Raw genomic sequence first — 22,153 nt, forward strand, 5'->3', positions numbered from 1 at the left:
ATTATAATACGAATCATAACCTATGCAAAATAAAGGAGAGAGTATTTATGGATATGATCAAAATTGGCGTAATAGGAACCGGCTCTATCTCCAGCATGCACTTAAGTGCTTATCGGAATAATCCGCAGACAATCATATATGCGGTTTGTGACCTGAATGAAGAGCGTGCACGAGCTGTTGCTGCTGAGTATAACGTGGAGAACGTATACACGGATTATCGTGAATTGCTGGCTAATTCCGAAATAGATGCAGTCAGCATCTGCACATGGAACAACTCTCATGCTGAGATTAGCATCGCGGCACTTGAGGCAGGCAAACATGTACTTGTGGAAAAGCCCCTTTGCCGCACGGTTGAAGAAGCGCTTCAGGTTCAGCAGGCAGTGGAAAAGAGCGGTAAAATTTTGCAAGTAGGCTTTGTACGACGTTATGACTCTAATGCCCAGCTACTTCAGACATTGGTGGAACAAGGAGAATTCGGTGAAATCTACTATGCGAAGGCAACGACGTTCCGGAGACTTGGTAATCCCGGCGGCTGGTTCAGTGATATTAAACGCTCCGGCGGCGGACCATTGATTGATATCGGCGTCCATGTGATCGATCTATGCTGGTATTTGATGGGCCGTCCGAATCCAGTATCAGTAAGTGCCAATACCTACCGGAAGCTCGGCAATCGTTCCAATATCAAGAACCTTTCTTTCTATAAAGCCGCTGATTACGACGCAGCGAACAACACGGTGGAAGATTTAGCAAATGCACTAATTCGTTTTGAGAATGGAGCTTCGCTGATGGTTGATGTTAGCTTTACACTGCATGCCAAAGAAGACGAGCGCTCAGTCCGCCTGTACGGTGACAAGGGTGGGTTTGAAATTGATCCTGAGATAGTCCTCGTCAAAGAACAGTCGGATACGATCGTCAATATCTATCCGCAGACCGATCATAAGGGGTTTGAGTTCAACAGTGCATTTCAAAATGAGATTAATCACTTTGCGAACAACATCAGCAACGGCTCTACACCGATTAGTCCTGTGCAGGACGGCGTTACAATCATGAAGATTCTCGGCGCGATCTATGAATCCGCTGCCAAAGGCGAAGAGGTGAAACTATGAAGCTAGGAATCAGTACCTACAGTTTGCATTCAGCTTTTTCAACGGGTGAGCTTACGCTTGAAGGAGTCATTGAGACGATCGCCGATCTGGGCGCGGAGCATGCGGAGATTGTACCCTTGGGCATCAATTTAGTTGAGAATCCTGAGCTAATTGATCAGATTGTACGAACGGCAGCAGGTCGTGGACTAGAGTTGTCTAATTATGCTATCGGGGCGAATTTTGCCGGTCTGGAGACAGCGGAAAGACAGCGTGAAGTCGAACGGGTAAAGCGGGAAGTAGACGTCTGTGCGGCATTAGGCATTCAGCGGATGCGGCATGATGTAGCCTCGTCAAATGATCTATCAATTACGCACTTTTTGGAAGAGCTTCCACATTTAGCTGAAGCCTGTCGGGAAATTGCCGATTATGCCGCAGGTTTGGGCATCACAACCAGTGTGGAGAATCATGGATACTTTATTCAGCACAGCGATCGTGTACAGGCGTTGGTTCACGCAGTAGGAAGAGATAACTTCCGTACAACACTCGACATTGGTAACTTCCTGTGCGCAGATGAGAATCCGCTTATTGCTGTGACTAACAATATTAAGCTTGCTTCGATGGTACATTTCAAAGATTTTTATATTCGTCCGCAGGATCGCCAGCCTGGCGAAGGCTGGTTCCAGTCTACTGGTGGGAACTGGTTGAGGGGTGCCATCGTTGGTCAAGGAGACATCGATATGCCGAGTGTCATTCGAACCGTTAAGGAAAGTGGCTACGACGGATATATCTCTGTAGAATTTGAGGGAATGGAAGAGTGCCGTAAGGGGACAAGACTTGGGCTCCAATACATCAAGCGGGTTTGGAACCAAAACTAATTCATTTTAAAGGAGGATTATTGCCATGGTTAAACCAATTATCACTAACAAAATCGGCGTTATCGTAGACAGTTTTCAGGTCGGAGTAAAAGAGGGGTTGCGCAAGGCAAAAGAAGCAGGGGCTGATGGAGTTCAGATTTATGCGGTGCAAGGTGAATTTGATCCCGCTAACCTTTCTCCTTCAGCCCGCCGTGAATGGAAGGAATACATCGCTTCACTGGGTCTCGAAATCTCTGCCCTCGTTGGAGATTTAGGCGGACATGGATTTCAGGACCCTGCACAGAACCGTGCCAAAATCGAAAAGTCCAAACGCATTATGGAGCTGGCCAAGGAGCTAGGTACAGATATCGTAACTACACATATCGGAATTGTTCCCTCTGACCACACCAGTAAAATTTATGAAACCATGCATATCGCCTGTGAGGAACTAAGCAGATACGCACATGAGATGAATTCTTACTTTGCGATTGAGACTGGGCCAGAACCCGCTGCGCGTCTAAAGACGTTCCTCGACGGTTTGGGTTCCAAAGGGGTTTCTGTTAATTTTGATCCGGCCAACATGGTGATGGTGACTGGTGATGATCCCGTGCAAGGTGTTCATACACTAAAAGACTACATTGTACACACCCATGCTAAAGATGGTCTCAAACTTGCCGATATCGATCCGCGCGATGTTTACGGTCAATATGGTTATGAAGCACCCGCATTAGACCATGAGAAGATGGCTGAAATGGCCGAGACCGGCTCGGCGTTCCGTGAAGTTCCACTTGGAGCAGGTTCTGTCGACTGGAACAATTATCTGCAAGCGCTGAACGACATCGGTTATACAGGTTTCCTGACCATAGAACGGGAAGTTGGCACTAATCCAGAGGAAGATATCCGCCAGGCTGTGAATTTTTTAAAGGCTTTTCGGGTCTGAACATGGTAGTGATAATGATTAAATAGTTCATCCAACCTTTGGGATAAAAGAGAAGCTGCCTTACAGGAGAACAGGCCTGTACGGTGGCTTTTTTTATTGCTACAAACAATGTTACTTAATTCAGGATAAGAATCTGATCCAATTGCTAATCTCATTTATTGCAACTTTATCCTCTATTTGGCGTTAAAGAAGAGAGAACATGAAGGGGGAGCCTATATGAAAAAGATAAATCTACTAGCCCTTTTAGCAGTCATTTCAGTAATCATTGTTGGATGTATCAATACAGGGAATAAGGATAAAGTGAATCAAACCCTGATCGATCTGAGCTCTGTTAATTCCATAACAATCCAGAACGATAGCGGTGAATCCATGACCATAACGGACAATAATTTAATAGAACAATTCAATGAAGCCATACATACTGCTGAGTATGACAGCGCCAAGCTTGATATTGCAGCACCTGATTATGAAGCTACTGTTGAATTGAAGAATAAAGAAAACGAAAAGTTCTCATTCTGGATTAATGGCGAGAATAATGGTCTTTTCACCAAATCAGGACAAAATGGACATTACAAGCTGCCGGAAACAAAAAAAGTAGTTTTACTTGATTTATTTCAACCCAATGAGCAACAAGTAGAAGCCGATAATCTAAAAATTGACGAGGAAATCAAGCGAATCACAGTAGCGAAATCTCTAGCACATGGTTCAGTGAATGCTAACATAAAGGCTGAATACATAGATCATGAAAGCATAGAAACTTTCGTCCGAGCCATCCGTACCGCTGTACAAATACCAGGAAATTTAAATACCGCAACGCCTAACTATGATATTGTTCTAATTTCAAATAATAATAAATATGCCTTTCATCTATGGATTAACGAAACAAGCGAGCAAGGCATGTTAATGAATGTGAACGAAACAAGCACAGGCTACACACTTACTAAGGAATCAACTATCGAGTTAAAAAAGCTTATATTCTTGGAAGCAAACTTTAAGGGGCTGGAGTTTAATGCAGTACGGAGCTCAAATGGAGAACTGGTGGCTAAACCAATTGGCATAACCGAAAATAACTATCTATTAAACGGTGGGGCAGTGGTTGAATTACAAGGAATCTTATATCATACCATTCATTTTTTCTATGGCGACCATAATGCAGTTAACGCTTTACTAGCCCATGATCCTGCTACGGATGAGGTGATGGTGAAATGGAGCGATGAGCTGATCGATACCGATAACCGTTGGAACAATGCATTTATGAACAACTATAATATGCTAATCAAGTTGGATGAGGATCATCTATTATTTCTGGAATCGGATCTGACGAAAGAAGCTGGGAAATATCATTTGTCCTCTTATAATGTTGTTACAGGAGATATTGAACGACTTCGGGAAGACTTTTGGCCGCTTTCTGATGATTCTGACTACATCTATAAATTCCAGTGGAATGCGGATGAACAAATATTATTTATGCAAAGTTACCTCGGCAATGTATGGTTGTTTGATCTGAGGAAAGGAAAGGACGATGTGTATCTTCTAAAATATCCGGTAATCCCTCACTCGACGACCGGTGCACCATCTCTGTTTCTTTCACCAACCTTTAAGAGATTTGTACATGATGATGAGAGCGGCCAATTAACCTTTTATGATAATAAAGGAGCTTCGCTACGTACTGTGCCGTTACCACAAGAGCAATATGTACCTTCTGAGAAAATAAAGTGGAACCCGGCGGGCACGATTGCCTGGATGGATACAGCAGAGATCAACCAAAACCGAATCCATGACATCGATATCGATTATTTGAAAATCGCTCCCCAAAAAATTGATTTTTATAATCAGGATGGGCTTCCCATCGGCTCCATTAAGACTGAAAGCGACCAAGAAGATGCAGCGGTTGAAGTTGTAGGATGGATGGACGCTAATGTAGCTGTGATAAAATCCTATTCCGTAGAACTTTTGTACAAGGATACTATAGGGCTGAAGGTTAAGAATGTTTCTTATTATCTCTATGATGTAAAGAAGAAGCAGAAGGGGGCTAGCTTTTCGTCCATCCCCTCCAGCGCAACTGTAATTTTTGATCATCGCCTGGATGATGCTGATAATGAAGGCAATATCACTGTGAGTTTTAAAGAAATTACCTATAAAAAAGGAAATTAAATGAGCCTCGGAAGTTCGCCGCAATGATCACATAAGATCATTGGGAAGCTTCCCGAGGCTTCTTTTTTATAATTTCAAGACAATGGTTAAGAAGACGTTATATTCATCGAGTTAGTCTGTCTCAAATTTTATAATTATCCTGCTGTAGTACGGACTGAGGTTAGTAGGTCTAGTTGGAAACCCTGTACCAGGGTTTCCCCGTTCATAAGATCAGTCTCATACGCCCGTTTGAAGCCTAAGCGATAGTAGAGCTTGATTGCTGAAGCCATCATTTCTGAAGTATGCAGATTTAAAGTGGTGGCTCCTAACTCACGAGATCTCCTAGCAGCTTCGTGAATTAGATGGGTTGCAACACCGAGGCCGCGAGCGGATGGGGATACGGCAAGCAGGCGTAGGATAGGGGAGTGAATGCCTAACTCTGGTTTACCGTAAGCCGTTTCCGAGGAGCTAAACAAGAGTGCGCTACCAATGATTTTCTTGTCGATTTCAGCGATGATCCGCACGATCGGGGCATCGCCATGGACAGATTCAAGAAGTGATTTCCGGTACGCTAGCCACAACGGCTCGGGCATGATTTCCGAATATTGGTGGTAAGCGTCCAGTATCACTTCAGCGATGGCATCACGGTCATTATTCTCAGCTTCACGGATAATAATCTTTTGTGACATAATCTCGCGATCCCCTTTCAGTTAATGTATAGTTCATACGAATGAAGTCATTATAAACGATAATTCCGAGTTATATAAGGGGTATTTTATTATTTTGATAAATGAATAGAAAAGCTCTATATGAAATAAACATAACAGTCGATTACAAAGGGATTCACTATAGCGTCTGCAGTTTCAAATTTTAAATTATTAATCATTTATGAATGAAATTTTGTGGAAATCCGATTATTTTACACGGAATTTAAGTTGACAAAAAATAGGGGGGTGCATAAGATATAAACAAAATCTATAGGAAAGCATCGTTCTATTTCATTGTTTTTTAATCGGAATAGTAAAATTAATATTAGTTTAGGGGGATTAGGGATGAACATTGAAAATATTGAGGCTTTTGTCTACATTAACCATTATGGAAGCTTCAATAAAGCGGCCGAAGTCCTATATATCTCTCAGCCGACAGTTACGGCACGGATTCAATCGCTCGAAAGGGAATTGGATTGCAGAGTGTTTGATCGGTTAGGTAAGCAGATTAGCCTAACGGATAAAGGTAAGCAATTTCTTCCCTATGCCCAGCAGATTCTCCAGATCTATCAGAACGGTAAATATCAGGTTCAGGCCAAGGGGCATATTCCAAATGAACTGAGGATCGGCAGTACTGTCTCGGTATCTAATTATTTAATGCCGCATCTGATGCTTCATTTGAAGCGCAGGTATCCGCATATCACTATCAAGCTGACGACAGCTTCTACGGAAGTATTGATTGATAAGCTGAAATCGAAAGAGCTAGATCTGGCTTTTATCCGTAAGGTCGTAAATCCAGCCATTCAAGCCTTTCCTTTCTGCGAAGACCCCATTTCGCTGTATGTAGAGAAGGGGCATCGCTTAGCTAAAGCACAACGTACATCGCTGGAGGATATTCGCCAGGAGACGTTAGTCTTTTTTGAATGCGGGTCTTTGGATTGGATGCGACTGCATCGTGTATTTGAGAGCATGGAACAGCCGCCGAAAATTGAATATCAGGTGGATAACCTGGAGACAGCCAAGAAGCTGGTGTTGAAAAAAGCAGGTATCTGTTTCCTTCCGGCACTTAGTGTGCAAGAGGAAGTAGCGGCTGGGACGTTAGTACGGGTGGATATTGCGGAGACGGAAGGCATCTCCTTACGAACCAGCCTGATTTCACTAAATGGGGAGAACGCTGAATTCATAGAAACCCTGCTTGAACTCGGTATTGGTAAAACGGGAGATCGACTAATTGTATAGATGTATTAAAAAACTCTATTAGCGCATGGACACATGCAGTGATAAAGTTAATTGCATATAATGACGACTATTTCGATAGGAATTATAAATTTAATTTCGGAAGGATGGAGGGCTTGCGATGAGTGAGACATACAGACTGGCAGAACTGCAAGATGCGGAGATTTTGCTTGAGGTTACATATCGAGCGTATGAGCTGATTCGTGAGCTCGGGCTGCATTGGCCGGCGGCTACAGCTGACTTGGCACTTATTGAAGACAATATTGCTACGAATGAGTGTTATGTGCTTGAAGTTGATGGAACGATAGTTGCGACGATAACACTTTCAAAAGAAGAAGAGATTAAGAAGATTAGCCCACTGCCTTTTATTAAATGGTTTGCTGCTCATCCGGATTACAGTAACAGAGGTTATGGTGGAAAGCTTCTGGATTGGGTGGAAGAGCACATTATTGCTGGACAATTGAGTTCGGCTGCGGTCACGCTGGCAACGGCGAAGAAGCACCCATGGTTAGTTCAAATGTATGAACGCCGGGGGTATGAACGGTTTCTAGAACTGGATCAGCAGAATGGTGACGGCATTATGTATCTGATGAAAAAAACACTCATAGATAAACCACAAATCATTCAAAGGGGATAGAACAATGAAAAAGTCCATTTCATTAGTAATTGCATCGTTATTGACACTGGCGATAGCAGGTTGCGGAAATAACAGCACGAACAGTAGTCAGAATGGAAATGCAGCCGAAGCTTCGGGAACGGCAAATGGTTCGACAAAGGTAACTAAGATCATCGTAGGCACAGGTACTGCTTTTCCGAAGGTCTGCTTCATAGATGAGAACGGCAAGCTTACAGGCTTCGATGTGGAACTGCTCAAAGAAATCGATAAGCAGCTGCCTGAATATGAATTCGAGTTTCAAACCATGGATTTCAGCAATTTACTGCTGAGTCTGGAAACTAAAAAAATCGACCTGGTTGCCCATGTCATGGAGAAAAATCCGGAGCGGGAGTTGAAATATTCTTTTAACAAAGAAGCCTATGCCCACTGGAGAAACCGCATCGTAGTGGCGAAGGATAATGATTCGATCCAATCACTGGATGATCTTAAAGGAAAAAAGGTATTAGTCGGTGCGACAAGCGCACAAGCGCAAATTCTGGAAAACTACAATAAAGAGCATGACAATGCGATTAATATCGTGTATCAGAACGGTGCAGCGAATGATACCGTCGCACAGATTAGTACTGGGCGTGTGGATGCTACGCTGGCTGCAGATTTTGTCCTGCCGATCATTGATCCGCAGAGTCAGCTAAAAGCTACGGGCGACGAGCTGTCCTCCGCGGACATTCTCTATGTTTTCCGTAAGGATGATGCCGATTCACAAAAGCTGTCAGATGCGATTGACAGTGCGATTAAAGAGCTGAAGACGGACGGAACACTGGGTAAGCTGAGCACGGAATGGCTGGGTGCGGATGTTACAGCGGATTCGGTTAAATGATTGAGCCGGTGAGCACGGGAAGGGAGGGAATATATGGGCGCACAGTTTGATATCAGTTTTGTATTTTCGTTTTTGCCTAAGTTACTAGGGACTTTAAGCACCACGCTTCTGATTGTCGCCTGTTCTCTACTGACAGGAATTATTGTCGGCTTTCTCGTAGCTCTGCCAAGACTTTATAAAGTGCCTGTGTTAAAGACCCTCTCCGAAATCTATATTTCTTTTTTTCGGGGAACTCCGATTCTTATCCAGCTCTTCTTGTTTTATTATGGTCTGCCTGAAATTATGAAGCTGGTCCATGTGGATATGACCCGAACTCCAGTACTTGTCTTTGTTATTCTAACCTACGGTCTGCATACGGGAGCATACATGTCTGAAATGATTAGGGCTTCTGTGATGGCGGTGGATAAGGGGCAGGTGGAGGCTGCATATGCTGCGGGGATGACGGGGTTTCAAGCTTTTACACGAATCGTGCTGCCCCAAGCGCTAGGTATAGCTGTTCCGGTATTCTCCAATCTAGTAATTGCACTACTGAAAGATACGTCATTAGCTTTTACCCTCGGGGTGATGGAAATGTCAGGTAAGGCTCAGACGCTTGGCAGCTTAACACAGCATTTTATTGAAACCTATATCGCGCTTGCGCTTATCTATCTGGTCATCAGCTTTACGATTGAGAAGCTGCTGCTTGTAGCAGAACACCATCTGCTACGGCATGAAAGACGAAATACGCCTGAGAAAAAATTGTTTAAAATCAACAAAAGCTGGTCCTACCGACGCATCATTGCAGAACTGGGACCTGGCAAAGGAGGCACCGGATTATGAAACTGGACCCATCGTTTATATGGACTGCTCTGGTACAAATTCTGAGTGCAATTCCTACGACCTTATATATTACCGTTGTCTCTGTATTGATTGGTTTTGTGATTGGAGTGGCTGTAGCCTTGATCCGGCTATACAAAGTTCCACTGCTGCATCCGCTGGCCGTCGGTTATGTTACGTTCATCCGCGGGACACCGATGCTGACGCATCTGCTGCTTATATATTTTGGGCTTCCTGTGCTGATTGATGGTCTGGCGGCGCATTTCGGCTGGAGCTTTAGGTCGGTTTCGATTCCGATGATCGGTTTTGCTTATATTTCATTCTCGATTACTGCTGGAGCTTATATGTCCGAGGTCGTCCGTTCCGGTCTGCTCGCTGTGGATCGTGGTCAGCTAGAAGCGGCCCACTCTATCGGTATGACTACGCCCCAAGCACTAAAGCGGATTGTTTTTCCTCAAGCGCTGGCGGCAAGTCTGCCTAATCTTTCGAATTCAGTAATCGGTATGCTGCACGGATCTACCCTTGCTTTTACGGTTTCGGTGGTGGATATCAATGCTAAGGCACAGATAGTGGCTTCAACGAACTGGAAGTTTTTCGAGGCATATCTGGCGGCAGCACTGATCTTCTGGGCACTAACATTTCTGATCGAACGCGTGACGTCGGTCATTGAGAAAAGGATTAATCTGTACAATCGAGGTGGAGTAGCATGATCAAACTTGCGCAAATTTCGAAGTCATTCGGTCGGAATCAGGTATTAAATAATATAGATTTAACGGTGACGAAGGGAGAGGTTGTCGTCATTCTCGGCCCCAGTGGCTCCGGCAAAACGACTCTCTTACGCTGCGTGAATTATCTGGAGAGGCCAAGCAGCGGAGAGATCGCCATTGGCGATTTTAAAGTGAACTGCAAACATGCCCGCAAAAAGGAGATACATCAGCTAAGGCAAAAAACGGCAATGGTATTTCAGCAGTACAATTTGTTCCGTCATAAAACCGCGCTGGAGAACGTGATGGAAGGGCTGTTAATTGTCAAAAAGCTTCCGAAGGACGAAGCGAGAAAGCGGAGTATTGCACTGCTTGAAAAGGTTGGTCTTGCCAGCAAGCTGGACGCCTACCCGAGTCAGCTGTCCGGGGGTCAGCAGCAGCGTGTAGGGATTGCCCGCGCCTTGGCGCTTGAACCAGAGGTTATATTGTTCGACGAACCAACATCGGCGCTGGACCCTGAGCTAGTGGGTGAGGTGCTGGCTGTTATCCGAAAAATTGCCAAGGAAGGCATCACAATGATTGTAGTCACCCATGAAATGGGGTTTGCTCGTGATGTGGCGAATCATGTGGTTTTTATGGACGGAGGCGTCATTGTTGAAGAAGGAACGCCGACAGAGCTGTTTAATCATCCGCGCGAAGAAAGAACGAAGCAGTTCCTGAAGCGAATCACACCTGAATTTAACTATTCCATATAGGAGGAAAAACAATGGCTATTACTATCAGCGTACTCGATCAAAGTCCGATCTATCCGGGAGAAACGCCAGAGGAAGCATTCCAGCATACCATTAAGCTGGCACAACTGTCTGAGGAGCTTGGATTTCATCGATTCTGGGTTTCCGAGCATCATGACTCTGAGCAGGTAGCCGGTTCTTCTCCAGAAGTACTCATCTCACATCTGCTGGCCAAAACAGAGCGCATCCGTATTGGCTCCGGTGGCATCATGCTCCAGCATTACAGCCCGTATAAGGTAGCGGAGAACTTCAATGTGCTGTCTTCGCTCGCTCCTGGACGAGTGGATCTCGGAGTGGGACGCGCTCCCGGTGGACTCCCGCGCAGCACACAAGCGCTTCAGCAGGAAAGAACCGAATCCCCTAGCTTAACGGACAAAATCATCGAGTTGGAGAAATATGTGCATAACCGGCTCGAAGAAAACCACCCGCTGGCTGGGTTGAAGGCAGGTCCCCTTCCTGGTATTCCGCCTGAGCTGTATGTGCTTGGCGCGAGTGTAGGCAGTGCAGAGATTGCTGCTGAACTTGGATTACCTTATGTGTTCTCCCTATTTATTAATAGCGATAAGACAGTAGCGCTAGATGCTATTCGTGCTTACCGAAGCGGTTTTGTTTCTTCACAGGGCAGACAACCGCAAGCAATTATCGCTTTAGCACTAGTGGTGGCTGATACCGAAGAGGAAGCGAAAGAACTGGCGGGCGCACATAAGTTGATTCGGATTCAGCTGGCAAGCGGGAAGAAGCTAACCGTTGGAACCCGGGAACAGGCGGAGGAGTTTGCCCGCCAGAGCAATGAAGCATACACGATTGAAGAGTTGGAACCAGAGATTACCAAAGGAACAAAGAACTCTGTACGTGAACAGCTGTTGGCACTTTCAGAGGCATCCGGTGTTGAGGAGTTCATCATAACTACGAATGTGCAGCCTTTTGACAAACGGTTCCGCTCCTTTGAGCTACTGAGCGAAGCAATCGCTGAAGTGCCGGCAGAGGCATAAGCGGGCGGATCAGGATCACACGGGAAATCGTTTAAAGGAGGGTGACTGTATATGACTAGTAAAGCTAAAGAGCTGAGTGCGGAAGCGCTTGGAGAAGAATTAATCGGGATACGCCGTCATCTGCATCGGCACCCGGAACTGTCGAACGAAGAATATGAGACAACAAAATATATTATTTCCCTGCTGGAGCGGGCAGGAGTCAGGGTCGTAGATTACGGTCTGTCTACCGGAGTGATCGCAGAAATTGGGGGCAAGCAGCCCGGTCCGGTCATCGCGCTGCGCGCAGATATCGATGCCTTGCCAATCCAGGAGGAAACTGGAGCAGCTTATGCGTCGTTGTATCCCGGCAAAATGCATGCCTGCGGACATGATTTCCATACGGCTGCCTTGATCGGTGCCGCCTATCAGTTGAAGCAGCGAGAGGGTCAGTTACTAGGAACGGTACGCCTGTTGTTTCAACCGGCTGAAGAGAAGGCGCAAGGGGCACAGCGGATCATTGCTAGCGGGGCGCTAGAAGAAGTCCGGGCAGTAATCGGGCTGCATAACAAGCCGGAACTGCCAGTCGGAACGATCGGTATTACGGCGGGCCCTTTAATGGCAGCGGCTGACGGATTTGTCATTGAAGTGCAGGGTGGCAGTTCTCACGCTGCCGTTCCAGAAGCTGGGATAGACCCGATTGTAGCTGCTTCGCATATCGTGACTGCATTTCAATCCATTGTAAGTCGCAATGTCAGTCCCCTACAAAGTGCGGTGGTCAGTGTGACGCAGATTCACAGCGGAAATTCATGGAATATCATCCCCAAAAAAGCCGTGCTTGAGGGTACAATCCGTACCTTTGATGAAACGGTGCGCAGCAAAGTACTTGACCGCTTTCGGGAAGTGGCGACTGGTGTGGCAGCTGCTCTTGGAGCTAAAGCCACTGTCCGCTGGATCGAAGGGCCGCCTCCGGTCATCAACGACGCCGCCTTAGCGGCGTTAGGGGTAGAGTCGGCTGAAGCTCTTGGCTACCGAGCGGTCAAACCAGAGCTTTCACTGGCCGGAGAGGATTTTGCCTTCTATCAGCGCGTGGTACCGGGATTATTCGTCTTTATAGGTACTGAAGGAAGCCAAGAATGGCATCATCCAGCCTTCAATCTGGATGAACAGGCACTGCCTGCGGCAGCACGTTTCCTTGCGGATGCGGCTGTACGTTCCCTTGAGTACTACAATTCCGGTGGAGGTGCAGAATTATAGCTGAACATAAGAGTTACGATGTAATTATCGTAGGCGCAGGCTCGATGGGCATGAGCGCTGGTTACAATCTTGCGAGGCGCGGAGTGAAGACGCTACTAGTGGATGCCTTCGATCCTCCACATACACAGGGCAGCCATCACGGGGAATCCCGGCTGATCCGGCATGCTTACAGCGGTGATCCCGCCTACATTGATTTAGCTTTGCGGGCAGATACACTATGGAAAGAAGCGGAACAGTTGAGCGAAACAGAACTCCTTGTCCGCTCAGGCGTGTTGAATCTCGCGGATAGCACAGTGTATTCCTTCAACGGTCGACTCGAAGAAGCGAAGAAACGGAAGGTGCTGGTCCATCATATGGATGCCGAAGAGATCCGGCGGCGCTGGCCGGCATTGAACATACCGGAATCATTCGCGGCAATGTATGAACCAGATGCCGGATATTTGTACAGCGAACGCTGTATTTCCGCCTACCGTCAGCTTGCCCTTGGACATGGTGCGGAACTGTTGACGAACACTCCAGTAGTGAATGTCACCGCTCGCGAAGGCAGCGTTACGGTTCATACGACAAATGGCGATTATCACGGAGCGGCAGTTATTCTTAGTGCCGGAGCTTGGTTTGGCAAATTGGCACCTTTTGTACATTTGCCGATTAAAGCAATCCGCAAAGTTGTGGGCTGGTTTGAGAGCTCCCCTGCTTTTGCTGCTGGTAATTTCCCTGGCTTTACGTTAGGAGCAGAGGAAGGTGGCTATTACGGATTTCCCAGCATTGATGGAGCTGGCCTGAAGATCGGCCGGCATGATACAGGGCTGGAATGGAAGCCGGGTACACAGCTTGCCCCGTTCGGCAGTGAAGCCTGCGATGAGGGTGACCTCCGCAAGATACTGGAGTCTTACATGCCCGGTGCGGCTGGTCGATTGCTAAAAGGTTCTGCATGTAAATATGAGCATACGCCTGATGAAGATTTCATTATAGACTGCCATCCGCTCCATTCCAACGTGCTGATAGCTGGAGGATTTTCGGGGCATGGTTTTAAATTTTCTAGTGTTGTGGGTGAAATACTGGCTGACTTAGCGATCGGCGGAGTTACAACTCATAACATCCAGCCTTTTTCGTTATCTCGTTTCGCACCACCGGATCATTCGCGAACAAGTCTTATATTGGAGGGGATTTAATGAGCAGATTTCAAATCAGTGATTATCTAAGGACGTATCATCAATTAGTAAAGTCGACCGCCGGGTTAACGGAGGAACAACTGAAATGGAAGGCAGAACCCGCCAGTTGGAGTGTGACTGAGGTACTGACTCATCTGGCTGATCACAGCATCGTAGTTTCGTTCCGCATTCGTGATATTCTCGCTGCTACGACTACACAGCTTCCAGTCTTCAATCAGGATGCTTGGGTCAGCGGTCAGTACGCCAACAGCGGCAATGCTTCCGACAATCTGGAGCTGTTCCGCAGCCTGCTTTACTATAACAGCCTTTTGTTTGAACGGCTTAGCGAAGAAGATTGGGAGAAAAGCGGAATTAATTTCAAGGGGGAGACCGTGAAAATTTCCGATATCGTGCACGGCTTCACTGGACATGTGGAGAGACATCTTGGTCAGATCGAGCGAATCAAACAGGGCGCAGCTAATGCATCGTTTGTGCAATGATTGCTTCCGAAGTCAGTTTTGCATGAAGTGAAATCAAGGAAGCGTATGCTCACAAAACTTTTAGGAGGAATGAACATGACCAAACCAAGACAACTGAAGCTGGGTGCACTGCTGCATGGGGTAGGAGGCAGCACGTCGATGTGGCGCCATCCAGATGCCAAACCAGATGCCAGTGTAAACTTTGAATTATACAAAGAGTGGGTACAGAAGGCGGAAGAAGGCAAGTTGGATCTGATCTTCATCGCAGACGGTCTGTACATTAATGAAAAGTCCATTCCTCATTTCCTTAACCGGTTTGAGCCGCTGACCATACTTAGCGCACTCGCAGCCGTCAGCACTAACATCGGTTTAGTTGGTACCCTGTCTACCTCGTACAGTGAACCATTTACCGTAGCGCGTCAATTCGGCTCACTGGATGTAATCAGCGGCGGCCGGGCCGGCTGGAATGTGGTGACTTCACCTCTGGAAGGTTCTGCGTCAAATTACAGCAAAAAAGAGCATCCTGACCATGGCAAGCGCTACCGTATTGCCACCGAATATTTGCAGGTGACACGCGGACTATGGGATTCTTGGGAGGATGATGCGTTTGTACGAGACAAGGAATCAGGTGTATTCTTTGATCCGCAAAAAATGCATACCCTGGACCATCAAGGAGAGTTCTTCTCTGTGAAGGGGCCGCTGAATATTGCTCGTTCGAAACAGGGGCAGCCAGTCGTATTTCAGGCAGGCTCCTCGGAAGTCGGTAAGAATTATGCCTCCAAGGAAGCAGATGCTATCTTCACTGGACACGAAACACTAGAAGATGCCCAAGCATTCTATAACGATGTTAAGACACGGGTAGCTTCGTTTGACCGGAATCCGGATGAAGTGCTGATCTTCCCTGGAATTGCTCCAATCATCGGTGACACGCCGGAGGAGGCAGAGCGCAAGTACCAGGAGGTTGCTGGCCTTGTAACGATTGAGAATGCACTGAACTACTTAGGCAGATTCTTCGAGCATCATGATTTCTCGCAATATCCACTGGATGAGCCGTTCCCTGAGCTTGGCGAGTTGGGGCGCAATAGCTTTCAGAGCGGCACGGATAAAATCAAAAAGGATGCGAAGGAGAAAGGCTTGACGCTTCGACAGGTGGCCTTGCAGTCGGCTACCCCACGCAGCAGCTTCATTGGCACACCGGAGCAAGTAGCTGATCAGATTCAAACTTGGTTTGAGAGGGGTGGGGCAGATGGATTTATGATCGCGGCTGCCGTCCCTAACGGACTGGAGGAATTCATCGATCGGGTGGTGCCGATTCTGCAGGAGCGGGGTTTGTTCCGCACTGAATACGAAAGTGACACGCTGCGTGGAAACCTCGGCATTCCGTTGCCGGAGAACCGCTATTCCAAAGCTTCTCAGCCAGCAGGGCAAATTTGACGGTTGATCCAGTATTCGCAATCCACCAAAACTCGAATATTGCGGAGATGATGCATTACGCCGGCCAGCTGCAGGATGAAATGATTGAATACCGTCGTGATTTGCATGCCCATCCGGAGCTACTGTATGATGTCGTTCGCACTTCTAATAAAGTAGCAGATTTGTTAGAGGAGTGGGGGATCACAGTACGTAGAAATGTCGGTAAACATTTCGGAATGGGGGTGGTCGGCCACCTGCAAGGCTTAGCAGACAATGGCAATAGTGGGCCCACTCTTCTTCTTAGGGCAGATATGGATGCCCTGCCGATACAAGAGTGCAATGAGTTGCCTTACAAGTCAGTCAATGACGGCATCATGCACGCCTGTGGCCATGATGCCCATACCGCTATGCTGTTGGGCGCTGCCCGAACCTTGGCAGCCTTCCGGGAACGATTGATGGGCACGATCATTTTCGTCTTTCAACCAGCTGAGGAAGGCGCGGTCAAGAGTCCGCTTGATGGAAGATTACTCTCAGGCGGCCGCGATCTCATTGAGGATAACGTGCTGGAAGGTGTCGACCATGCCTACGCGCTACATGTCATGCCAGAGCTTCCGGTCGGAACGCTTGGTATTCACCCTCATGATGCCATGGCAGCGTCCAGCCATTTTAAGGTGGAATTTCAGGGGATATCCGGTCATCATAGTGCTCCGCACAGAGCTGTAGATGCGATCCAGATGGCGGCACGATATATAGGAGAGATTAACGGAATGATGGCTAATCGAATCGATCCGCAGGAGGCGGCGGTGTTGGCCTTCGGAACGTTGCAGGCTGGTACTGCTGTTAATGTGATCGCTGAACACAGTGAACTAACAGGAACGTTCAGAACGTTTACCAAGACGACGGTAGCTGCAATTACAAATGGTTTACAGCGCCATGCTTCAGCTATAGCTGAGTCTTATGGAGGGAAATACAAGCTGGAGCTGCGTGAAGGAATTGCAGTAGTGAACAATGCGGAAGCGGTGCAGCAGGTGCTTCATGCAGCCCGTGCAGTTCTAGGTGAGGATCAGGTAATACTTCTGGAGCAGCCAAGTCTGGCTGGTGAGGATTTTGGTTGGTATCTTGAAAAGGTTCCCGGTGCCTTCGCCTTTATTGGTTGCGGTAATAAGGAGAAGGGAATTGTCCATGCTATCCATCAGCCACAGTTTAATATCGATGAAGCGATGCTAGTTCATGGTGCGAGGATACTGGTTAGACTCGCAATACAGCATAATGGATCGGCCAGCGGCAAACAAAAGTAAAAGGTACCCCAATGGGATACCTTTTACTTTTGTTTAGGCTTGTCAACTCACCAGAAATACGTTTCGAATGTATAACCGTTTTTCCCAAAGAAAGTTATCTCACCGCTTGTCACTTCCTCAGGAATGTCAAAAAACATGCCTTGTTTACCCGCGATATCAAAGGTGTGAGTTACTTTCTTATCATGAACTTTGTAACTTACCTCGAAATGACTGAATTGCTTCTTAAGACCTTGATCGAACATACCGACACTAACGAGTTGTCCGCTCCTCTTCACTTGGACGTCGTCTCCATCATCCCCCATGCCTAAATCCATACTCCAGTCCAAACTCCCGTTTTTTAAACGATCGACGTATTTCAACGTAAGCGATTCTACGCCATCTTCCTCTTCGATATGTAAGAGTACAGCTGTATATTTATCAATAATCCGAGAATCCAGAACTGGGAGTCCGCTCAAAATAGCAAATTCAGTTAACTCCTGCTCTGTTATTGCCTCTCCTGAGGGATCATCCATCTCGATAGGTTTCATTCCTAGCCAATCTTCCCACTCCTCAGGAGATTCGAGTTCAGCACGAAAGTCATCATCCGTGGTAATGATCGCTGTTCTAGTTGTTACATCCCAATCAACGGAGATCCCGATTCGTTCGGCAATAGCGCGCAATGGAACCATAATATCACTGCCGGAGAGATAAGGTGTAGGACTCTTCCAATTGATCCAAACATCAGAATCCTCTATATCTTCGTTGTAATCGCTAAACATATAATCATTTTTATCCGGATAAATAGAAAGTGCTCCGTTAAAATGTGATATAAAAACATGCGGATAAGGGTTATCTATAAACTTCGAAATATCGGCTTGTATGTCGGGATGCTCAAAAAGTTGGGTTGGTACGAACGTTTTTCCCTCTATTAACGTAGGCAACTCATCTTGAAAGGAAAAGTTTATGCCATTAATTGTGACGGAGGGTTGGATTGCAGAACGTTTGATAGAATCGGATAACTTCGGTACAACCGAAGCCGATGCAAAGATCGGAGTCGAATTGGAAGCCGATAAGAAAAGAATAAGTAATACGTTCATGAAGCGGCGGTTGTGCATGAATACAAGTCTCCTTTTTTTGTTTATCACTTTAATAATCAAATCAATATCCTAAATATACCATGTGGAGATTATTATAGGGGATTCTTAGCACAAGGCTTAAATCGAGTAGTTTTTTCTTAACAGGATCATTAGTTTGACATTATGCAAGCACTTCACTATACTTATTATAGTGACTTACTTAATTATATTTAATCGACAAATCATAAATGAATTCTTACTTCTTAAAGAAAAGAGGATAATCATGGAACAATATCGGATCAATGCAGACAACGGCTTAGAGTTTGGACTTTATACATTAGGTGATCATCTAGCGAACCCTGAAACTGGGAGCCGAATATCTGCCAAACAACGCATACGTGAAATTATTGACTTGGCTCAATTAGCGGAGCAAGCAGGAATTGATTTTTTTAGTGTAGGAGAGAGTCATCAAGAATATTTTGCTACTCAGGCGCATACCGTTGTGCTGTCAGCTATTGCACAGGCTACTAAGAAAATGAAAATAGGTAGCTCATCTACGATTATAAGCACCTCTGATCCGGTTAGGGTGTACGAAGATTTCGCTACAATTGATTTGATCTCAAATGGTCGAGCTGAAATAATAGCTGGCCGTGCCTCTAGAGTGGGGTTATATGAACTATTGGGCTATGATCTTAATGATTATGAGGAATTATTTGAAGAAAAATTCGACTTGTTATTAAAGATAAATGAAAACGAAGTTATGAATTGGAAGGGAGAATTTCGTAACCCTCTCAAAAATGCAAGAATCCTCCCCCGTCCTGAGGGAAACTTACCGATATGGAGAGCTGTAGGTGGGACTTCTGCCAGTGCGATCAAAGCAGGCATTGCAGGTGTTCCTATGTTTTTGGCCCATTTAGGGGGTCCCGCAGTCTTGTTTAAAAGATCCATTGATGCTTATCGTGAAGCTGCAAGCCAGAACGGATTCGATCCGTCGAAGCTGCCTGTAGCGACTGCTGGATTCTTTTACGCGGATGAAACAACACAGAAGGCAAAAAGAGCCTATTATCCATATATAAACGAAGGAATGAAATTAACCAATGGACGTGGTTTTCCTAAACAGGCGTTTGCTCAAGGAGCCGATCCGCGCGATGTTATGAATATTGGCAGTCCACAGGAAATCATTGAAAAAATTCTATATCAACATGAACTCTTCGGCCATCAGCGATATATCGCACAAATGGATTTTGGTGGCGTACCTTTTGAAAATTTAATGAAAAACATAGATTTAATCGGTTCTGAAATTCTACCAGCTATTAAAAAATATACGGCAAAAAAATAAACTCCAGGAGGTCAGAATTATGAAAATCGTAGCATTATCAGGGTCAAAGATAGGATCGAAAACCAGAATCGCTATGAATTACACAATAAATTCGTTTCATGAAAAATACAAAGATGAAGAAGTTACGCTTCTAGATCTGGCGGAGTATGATGTTCAATTCAGCGATGGTCGCAATTATCTGGAATACGAAGGGGACACCAAGTACGTAATTCAAACGATCATGGAAGCAGATGTTATCGTAATCGGAACGCCTATATTTCAAGCTTCCATCCCAGCAACACTAAAGAATATATTCGATTTAGCACCCGAAAAAGCATTTCAACACAAGGTTGTAAGTATGCTCGTCACGGCAGGTTCTGCACGTCACTATCTGGTAGCTGAGCAGCAATTGAAACCGATATTGGCCTATATGAAAGCCCAAATTGTTCAAACGTATGTATTTATAGAAGAGAAGGATTTTTATCGAAAAGAAATAGTAAATGATGATGTGCTATTCCGTATAGACCGCTTAGTGGAAGATACCTATGTACTCTCTGAGACCTATGCCAAAATTCGAGAGGCTGAAGAAGCTAAATATGGTTTCTAAGAAAGATCGAAATAGGCTAACATTTCGCAAACTAGTTACTATATTCCAAGTCACCCTTCATCCTTTAAGATGAGGGGTTATTTGTACAATTTCGTTCCAATAAGGCTCCAAGCTGTTCTGCTAATACTTGATAGGTTACTGGTCTTTCGTTCGTGAACCACCATTCAACTACACCTACATACGAAGAAGCTACAAATTGTACGACTAGATCCTTATTTAAACCTTCGTTTTTACCCTTTGTGATATCCACTTCGTCTTTGAACTCTTCTATAAGAAATTCCAGAAAACGACTCCGGAAGAAAGGGGCTCCTTTACTAGCTAACATCATGGAGAAAAAGGCATAGTTACTCTCAAAGTATTCCGTCCAAATCACAGACCCCGTTACAAAATCCAAATCAGAGGCTGCTTCACATCTTTCACGAAGTTCATTGATATGCTTCTCGATAAGCTTATCAAGAAGATCATATTTATCCATATAGTGAAGGTAAATAGTACCACGGCTCACGTTTGCTTTATCAGAGAGTTCCTGGAGGGTTATATCATCAAAATTTTTCACAGTCATTAGTTCAATGACTGCTGTCTTCAAGGCTTCTTGTGTTTTTAAGATTCTTCGATCGACTTTAGACAATTTGCTCACCGAACTTTCTTTATTCATCAACAAAAGAGTAAGAATTCATTATATAACATACTATAACGAGCTCATCAATGGGACATCTGTTTATAAATTTATATAAAAGAATCGCGAATACGCAGTAGGAAATAAACAATTTCGATGGTTTTGTTTATTAATGTACAAATCGCATCAAATTAACAATTGGCACCAAATTTAATCTGATTATAATAATAGACATGTGATCATTATTGTAATTATGCGTATTAAATATTCGTCACAACTACTCATGTGCTAAGTATTCCAGCAGCAAAATCGGAATATGAAGTTTAGGAGGAAATGATTATGAACAATCGCACATGGCTTATCACCGGTGTGAGCAGTGGTTTTGGTTATGAGATGACGAGACAGCTTCTTGAAAAGGGCAATAAGGTTATCGGTACTGTTCGTAAAAAAAGCAAGGTCGCTGACCTCATTGAGAACTATCCCGAAACCTTCAGTTGCGAGATTCTAGATGTGACCGATTTTCCTGCCATTCGAAATCTTGTCGATAGATCTTTTGAAAAGTTTGGACGAATCGACATTATCATAAGCAATGCTGGTTATGGACTTTTCGGGGCTGCAGAAGAACTCTCTGACGACGAGGTTAATCATATCATTGCCACGAATCTAACGGGGTCCATCCAGCTTATTCGTTCAGCTATCCCGCATTTGCGCACTCAGGGTGGTGGACGCATTATTCAGATCTCCTCCTATGGCGGGCAGATCGCCTTCCCAGGAAATTCGATGTACCATGCGACCAAGTTTGGGATAGAGGGCTTTTGTGAGTCCGTTGCTCAGGAGGTTGAAGCTTTTAACATCGGTATTACATTGGTGGAGCCGGGAGGAGCCCGTACCGAGTTCCGTTATGGGAGCGCACAGGTAACGAAACTCATGACAGAATACGAAGGCAACCCAGCACATAACTTTTTGAACATGCTGAACGCTTCTAAGAGTTTAGCTCCTGGAGATCCAGTGCGGATGGCTGCCCGAATCATAGAAAGTGTTGAATTAGAACCGGCACCGATACGAATGATACTTGGATCTCATGCACTGGCTAGCACGATTTCGACCCTCAAAGCTCGTGTTGTCGACTATGAGAAGCAGACTGAACTGGCAGCTTCTACTGATTTTCCAGCGGGAGAGTAAGAGGATCGCAGTGCACTAATAATCATTAACTATAGGCAGAAAGTAGGAAT

At 45.5% G+C, this 22,153-nt stretch carries 22 protein-coding genes; 19 read left to right on the forward strand and 3 right to left on the reverse strand.

The features are described 5' to 3' along the window. Nucleotides 1-47: 47 nt before the first annotated feature. The 4 genes from MHI27_RS15335 to MHI27_RS15350 all read left to right on the forward strand — a co-directional run bounded on the left by MHI27_RS15335 (nucleotide 48) and on the right by MHI27_RS15350 (nucleotide 5,033). Entirely contained in the window at nucleotides 48-1,106 is a 1,059-nt protein-coding gene (locus MHI27_RS15335) for a Gfo/Idh/MocA family protein (protein ID WP_405174087.1), read from the forward strand. Further along, the gene (locus tag MHI27_RS15340; protein WP_405174088.1) at nucleotides 1,103-1,960 is read left to right on the forward strand and encodes a sugar phosphate isomerase/epimerase family protein; all 858 of its coding nucleotides are present in this window, start codon (nucleotides 1,103-1,105) and stop codon (nucleotides 1,958-1,960) included. Before MHI27_RS15335 ends, MHI27_RS15340 begins: the two co-directional genes overlap by 4 nt. 25 nt (nucleotides 1,961-1,985) lie before the next feature. Next, entirely contained in the window at nucleotides 1,986-2,879 is an 894-nt protein-coding gene (locus MHI27_RS15345) for a sugar phosphate isomerase/epimerase (RefSeq protein ID WP_076299742.1), read from the forward strand. A gap of 216 nt (nucleotides 2,880-3,095) precedes the next feature. Next, nucleotides 3,096-5,033 carry a hypothetical protein gene (locus tag MHI27_RS15350; RefSeq protein ID WP_405174089.1) on the forward strand — a complete coding sequence of 646 codons (1,938 nt, stop codon included), beginning with the start codon at nucleotides 3,096-3,098 and terminating at the stop codon, nucleotides 5,031-5,033. Between the two features lie 134 nt (nucleotides 5,034-5,167). On the opposite strand, the gene MHI27_RS15355 is transcribed toward MHI27_RS15350, so the two are convergent. Continuing rightward, entirely contained in the window at nucleotides 5,168-5,701 is a 534-nt protein-coding gene (locus MHI27_RS15355; protein ID WP_405174090.1) for a GNAT family N-acetyltransferase, read from the reverse strand. Between the two features lie 363 nt (nucleotides 5,702-6,064). Here MHI27_RS15355 and MHI27_RS15360 point away from each other — a divergent pair, with 363 nt between their 5' ends. The 12 genes from MHI27_RS15360 (at nucleotide 6,065) to MHI27_RS15415 (ending at nucleotide 17,325) form a co-directional block, all read left to right on the forward strand. Continuing rightward, the gene (locus MHI27_RS15360) at nucleotides 6,065-6,958 is read left to right on the forward strand and encodes a LysR family transcriptional regulator (RefSeq protein ID WP_339271380.1); all 894 of its coding nucleotides are present in this window, start codon (nucleotides 6,065-6,067) and stop codon (nucleotides 6,956-6,958) included. Between the two features lie 118 nt (nucleotides 6,959-7,076). Beyond that, nucleotides 7,077-7,592 carry a GNAT family N-acetyltransferase gene (locus MHI27_RS15365; RefSeq protein WP_405174091.1) on the forward strand — a complete coding sequence of 172 codons (516 nt, stop codon included), beginning with the start codon at nucleotides 7,077-7,079 and terminating at the stop codon, nucleotides 7,590-7,592. Nucleotides 7,593-7,596: 4 nt separating this feature from the next. After that, entirely contained in the window at nucleotides 7,597-8,448 is an 852-nt protein-coding gene (locus MHI27_RS15370) for a transporter substrate-binding domain-containing protein (protein ID WP_405174092.1), read from the forward strand. A gap of 33 nt (nucleotides 8,449-8,481) precedes the next feature. After that, nucleotides 8,482-9,267, forward strand: a complete 786-nt coding sequence (locus MHI27_RS15375; protein ID WP_042188294.1) for an amino acid ABC transporter permease — start codon at nucleotides 8,482-8,484, stop codon at nucleotides 9,265-9,267. Then, a complete protein-coding gene (locus MHI27_RS15380; RefSeq protein WP_340969477.1) occupies nucleotides 9,264-9,974 on the forward strand; it encodes an amino acid ABC transporter permease in 711 nt (236 codons plus the stop codon). The genes MHI27_RS15375 and MHI27_RS15380 overlap by 4 nt, the downstream gene beginning before the upstream one ends. After that, nucleotides 9,971-10,723, forward strand: a complete 753-nt coding sequence (locus MHI27_RS15385) for an amino acid ABC transporter ATP-binding protein (protein ID WP_076286779.1) — start codon at nucleotides 9,971-9,973, stop codon at nucleotides 10,721-10,723. Before MHI27_RS15380 ends, MHI27_RS15385 begins: the two co-directional genes overlap by 4 nt. 11 nt (nucleotides 10,724-10,734) lie before the next feature. After that, the gene (locus tag MHI27_RS15390; protein WP_405174093.1) at nucleotides 10,735-11,751 is read left to right on the forward strand and encodes an LLM class flavin-dependent oxidoreductase; all 1,017 of its coding nucleotides are present in this window, start codon (nucleotides 10,735-10,737) and stop codon (nucleotides 11,749-11,751) included. Between the two features lie 51 nt (nucleotides 11,752-11,802). Beyond that, the gene (locus tag MHI27_RS15395; protein ID WP_341060804.1) at nucleotides 11,803-12,984 is read left to right on the forward strand and encodes an amidohydrolase; all 1,182 of its coding nucleotides are present in this window, start codon (nucleotides 11,803-11,805) and stop codon (nucleotides 12,982-12,984) included. After that, the gene (gene solA / locus MHI27_RS15400; protein WP_405176749.1) at nucleotides 12,981-14,156 is read left to right on the forward strand and encodes an N-methyl-L-tryptophan oxidase; all 1,176 of its coding nucleotides are present in this window, start codon (nucleotides 12,981-12,983) and stop codon (nucleotides 14,154-14,156) included. Before MHI27_RS15395 ends, solA begins: the two co-directional genes overlap by 4 nt. Further along, nucleotides 14,156-14,635, forward strand: a complete 480-nt coding sequence (locus MHI27_RS15405) for a DinB family protein (protein ID WP_341060805.1) — start codon at nucleotides 14,156-14,158, stop codon at nucleotides 14,633-14,635. Before solA ends, MHI27_RS15405 begins: the two co-directional genes overlap by 1 nt. Nucleotides 14,636-14,710: 75 nt before the next feature. Then, nucleotides 14,711-16,048 carry an LLM class flavin-dependent oxidoreductase gene (locus MHI27_RS15410; protein WP_405174094.1) on the forward strand — a complete coding sequence of 446 codons (1,338 nt, stop codon included), beginning with the start codon at nucleotides 14,711-14,713 and terminating at the stop codon, nucleotides 16,046-16,048. Next, nucleotides 16,045-17,325, forward strand: coding sequence for a M20 family metallopeptidase (locus tag MHI27_RS15415; RefSeq protein ID WP_405174095.1), 1,281 nt, complete (start codon nucleotides 16,045-16,047; stop codon nucleotides 17,323-17,325). The genes MHI27_RS15410 and MHI27_RS15415 overlap by 4 nt, the downstream gene beginning before the upstream one ends. A gap of 47 nt (nucleotides 17,326-17,372) precedes the next feature. Here the strand turns inward: MHI27_RS15415 and MHI27_RS15420 are convergent, their stop codons facing one another. Continuing rightward, nucleotides 17,373-18,419 (reverse strand): stalk domain-containing protein, encoded by a 1,047-nt coding sequence (locus MHI27_RS15420; protein WP_341145303.1) that lies wholly within the window; start codon nucleotides 18,417-18,419, stop codon nucleotides 17,373-17,375. Between the two features lie 244 nt (nucleotides 18,420-18,663). Here MHI27_RS15420 and MHI27_RS15425 point away from each other — a divergent pair, with 244 nt between their 5' ends. Next, complete coding sequence (locus MHI27_RS15425; protein ID WP_405174096.1) at nucleotides 18,664-19,719, forward strand: LLM class flavin-dependent oxidoreductase; 1,056 nt, start codon at nucleotides 18,664-18,666, stop codon at nucleotides 19,717-19,719. Between the two features lie 19 nt (nucleotides 19,720-19,738). After that, entirely contained in the window at nucleotides 19,739-20,305 is a 567-nt protein-coding gene (locus MHI27_RS15430; RefSeq protein ID WP_076299757.1) for an NADPH-dependent FMN reductase, read from the forward strand. Nucleotides 20,306-20,369: 64 nt separating this feature from the next. Here MHI27_RS15430 and MHI27_RS15435 read toward each other — a convergent pair whose 3' ends face one another. Next, nucleotides 20,370-20,933: a TetR/AcrR family transcriptional regulator gene (locus MHI27_RS15435; RefSeq protein ID WP_341126755.1), complete on the reverse strand. Its 564-nt coding sequence runs from the start codon at nucleotides 20,931-20,933 to the stop codon at nucleotides 20,370-20,372. 327 nt (nucleotides 20,934-21,260) lie between these two features. Here MHI27_RS15435 and MHI27_RS15440 point away from each other — a divergent pair, with 327 nt between their 5' ends. Then, entirely contained in the window at nucleotides 21,261-22,103 is an 843-nt protein-coding gene (locus MHI27_RS15440; RefSeq protein ID WP_405174097.1) for an SDR family oxidoreductase, read from the forward strand. The last annotated feature ends 50 nt before the right edge of the window (nucleotides 22,104-22,153 follow it).

Origin of the sequence: Paenibacillus sp. FSL H8-0261, from assembly GCF_045040645.1 — a bacterium.
Lineage (GTDB): Bacteria > Bacillota > Bacilli > Paenibacillales > Paenibacillaceae > Paenibacillus_AQ.

Bases quoted from the DNA above. Each gene is read 5' to 3' on its own strand.
- MHI27_RS15335 (WP_405174087.1), top strand. From the start codon at position 48: ATGGATATGATCAAAATTGGCGTAATAGGAACCGGCTCTATCTCCAGC.
- MHI27_RS15340 (WP_405174088.1), top strand. From the start codon at position 1,103: ATGAAGCTAGGAATCAGTACCTACAGTTTGCATTCAGCTTTTTCAACG.
- MHI27_RS15345 (WP_076299742.1), top strand. From the start codon at position 1,986: ATGGTTAAACCAATTATCACTAACAAAATCGGCGTTATCGTAGACAGT.
- MHI27_RS15350 (WP_405174089.1), top strand. From the start codon at position 3,096: ATGAAAAAGATAAATCTACTAGCCCTTTTAGCAGTCATTTCAGTAATC.
- MHI27_RS15355 (WP_405174090.1), bottom strand. From the start codon at position 5,701: ATGTCACAAAAGATTATTATCCGTGAAGCTGAGAATAATGACCGTGAT.
- MHI27_RS15360 (WP_339271380.1), top strand. From the start codon at position 6,065: ATGAACATTGAAAATATTGAGGCTTTTGTCTACATTAACCATTATGGA.
- MHI27_RS15365 (WP_405174091.1), top strand. From the start codon at position 7,077: ATGAGTGAGACATACAGACTGGCAGAACTGCAAGATGCGGAGATTTTG.
- MHI27_RS15370 (WP_405174092.1), top strand. From the start codon at position 7,597: ATGAAAAAGTCCATTTCATTAGTAATTGCATCGTTATTGACACTGGCG.
- MHI27_RS15375 (WP_042188294.1), top strand. From the start codon at position 8,482: ATGGGCGCACAGTTTGATATCAGTTTTGTATTTTCGTTTTTGCCTAAG.
- MHI27_RS15380 (WP_340969477.1), top strand. From the start codon at position 9,264: ATGAAACTGGACCCATCGTTTATATGGACTGCTCTGGTACAAATTCTG.
- MHI27_RS15385 (WP_076286779.1), top strand. From the start codon at position 9,971: ATGATCAAACTTGCGCAAATTTCGAAGTCATTCGGTCGGAATCAGGTA.
- MHI27_RS15390 (WP_405174093.1), top strand. From the start codon at position 10,735: ATGGCTATTACTATCAGCGTACTCGATCAAAGTCCGATCTATCCGGGA.
- MHI27_RS15395 (WP_341060804.1), top strand. From the start codon at position 11,803: ATGACTAGTAAAGCTAAAGAGCTGAGTGCGGAAGCGCTTGGAGAAGAA.
- MHI27_RS15405 (WP_341060805.1), top strand. From the start codon at position 14,156: ATGAGCAGATTTCAAATCAGTGATTATCTAAGGACGTATCATCAATTA.
- MHI27_RS15410 (WP_405174094.1), top strand. From the start codon at position 14,711: ATGACCAAACCAAGACAACTGAAGCTGGGTGCACTGCTGCATGGGGTA.
- MHI27_RS15420 (WP_341145303.1), bottom strand. From the start codon at position 18,419: ATGCACAACCGCCGCTTCATGAACGTATTACTTATTCTTTTCTTATCG.
- MHI27_RS15425 (WP_405174096.1), top strand. From the start codon at position 18,664: ATGGAACAATATCGGATCAATGCAGACAACGGCTTAGAGTTTGGACTT.
- MHI27_RS15430 (WP_076299757.1), top strand. From the start codon at position 19,739: ATGAAAATCGTAGCATTATCAGGGTCAAAGATAGGATCGAAAACCAGA.
- MHI27_RS15440 (WP_405174097.1), top strand. From the start codon at position 21,261: ATGAACAATCGCACATGGCTTATCACCGGTGTGAGCAGTGGTTTTGGT.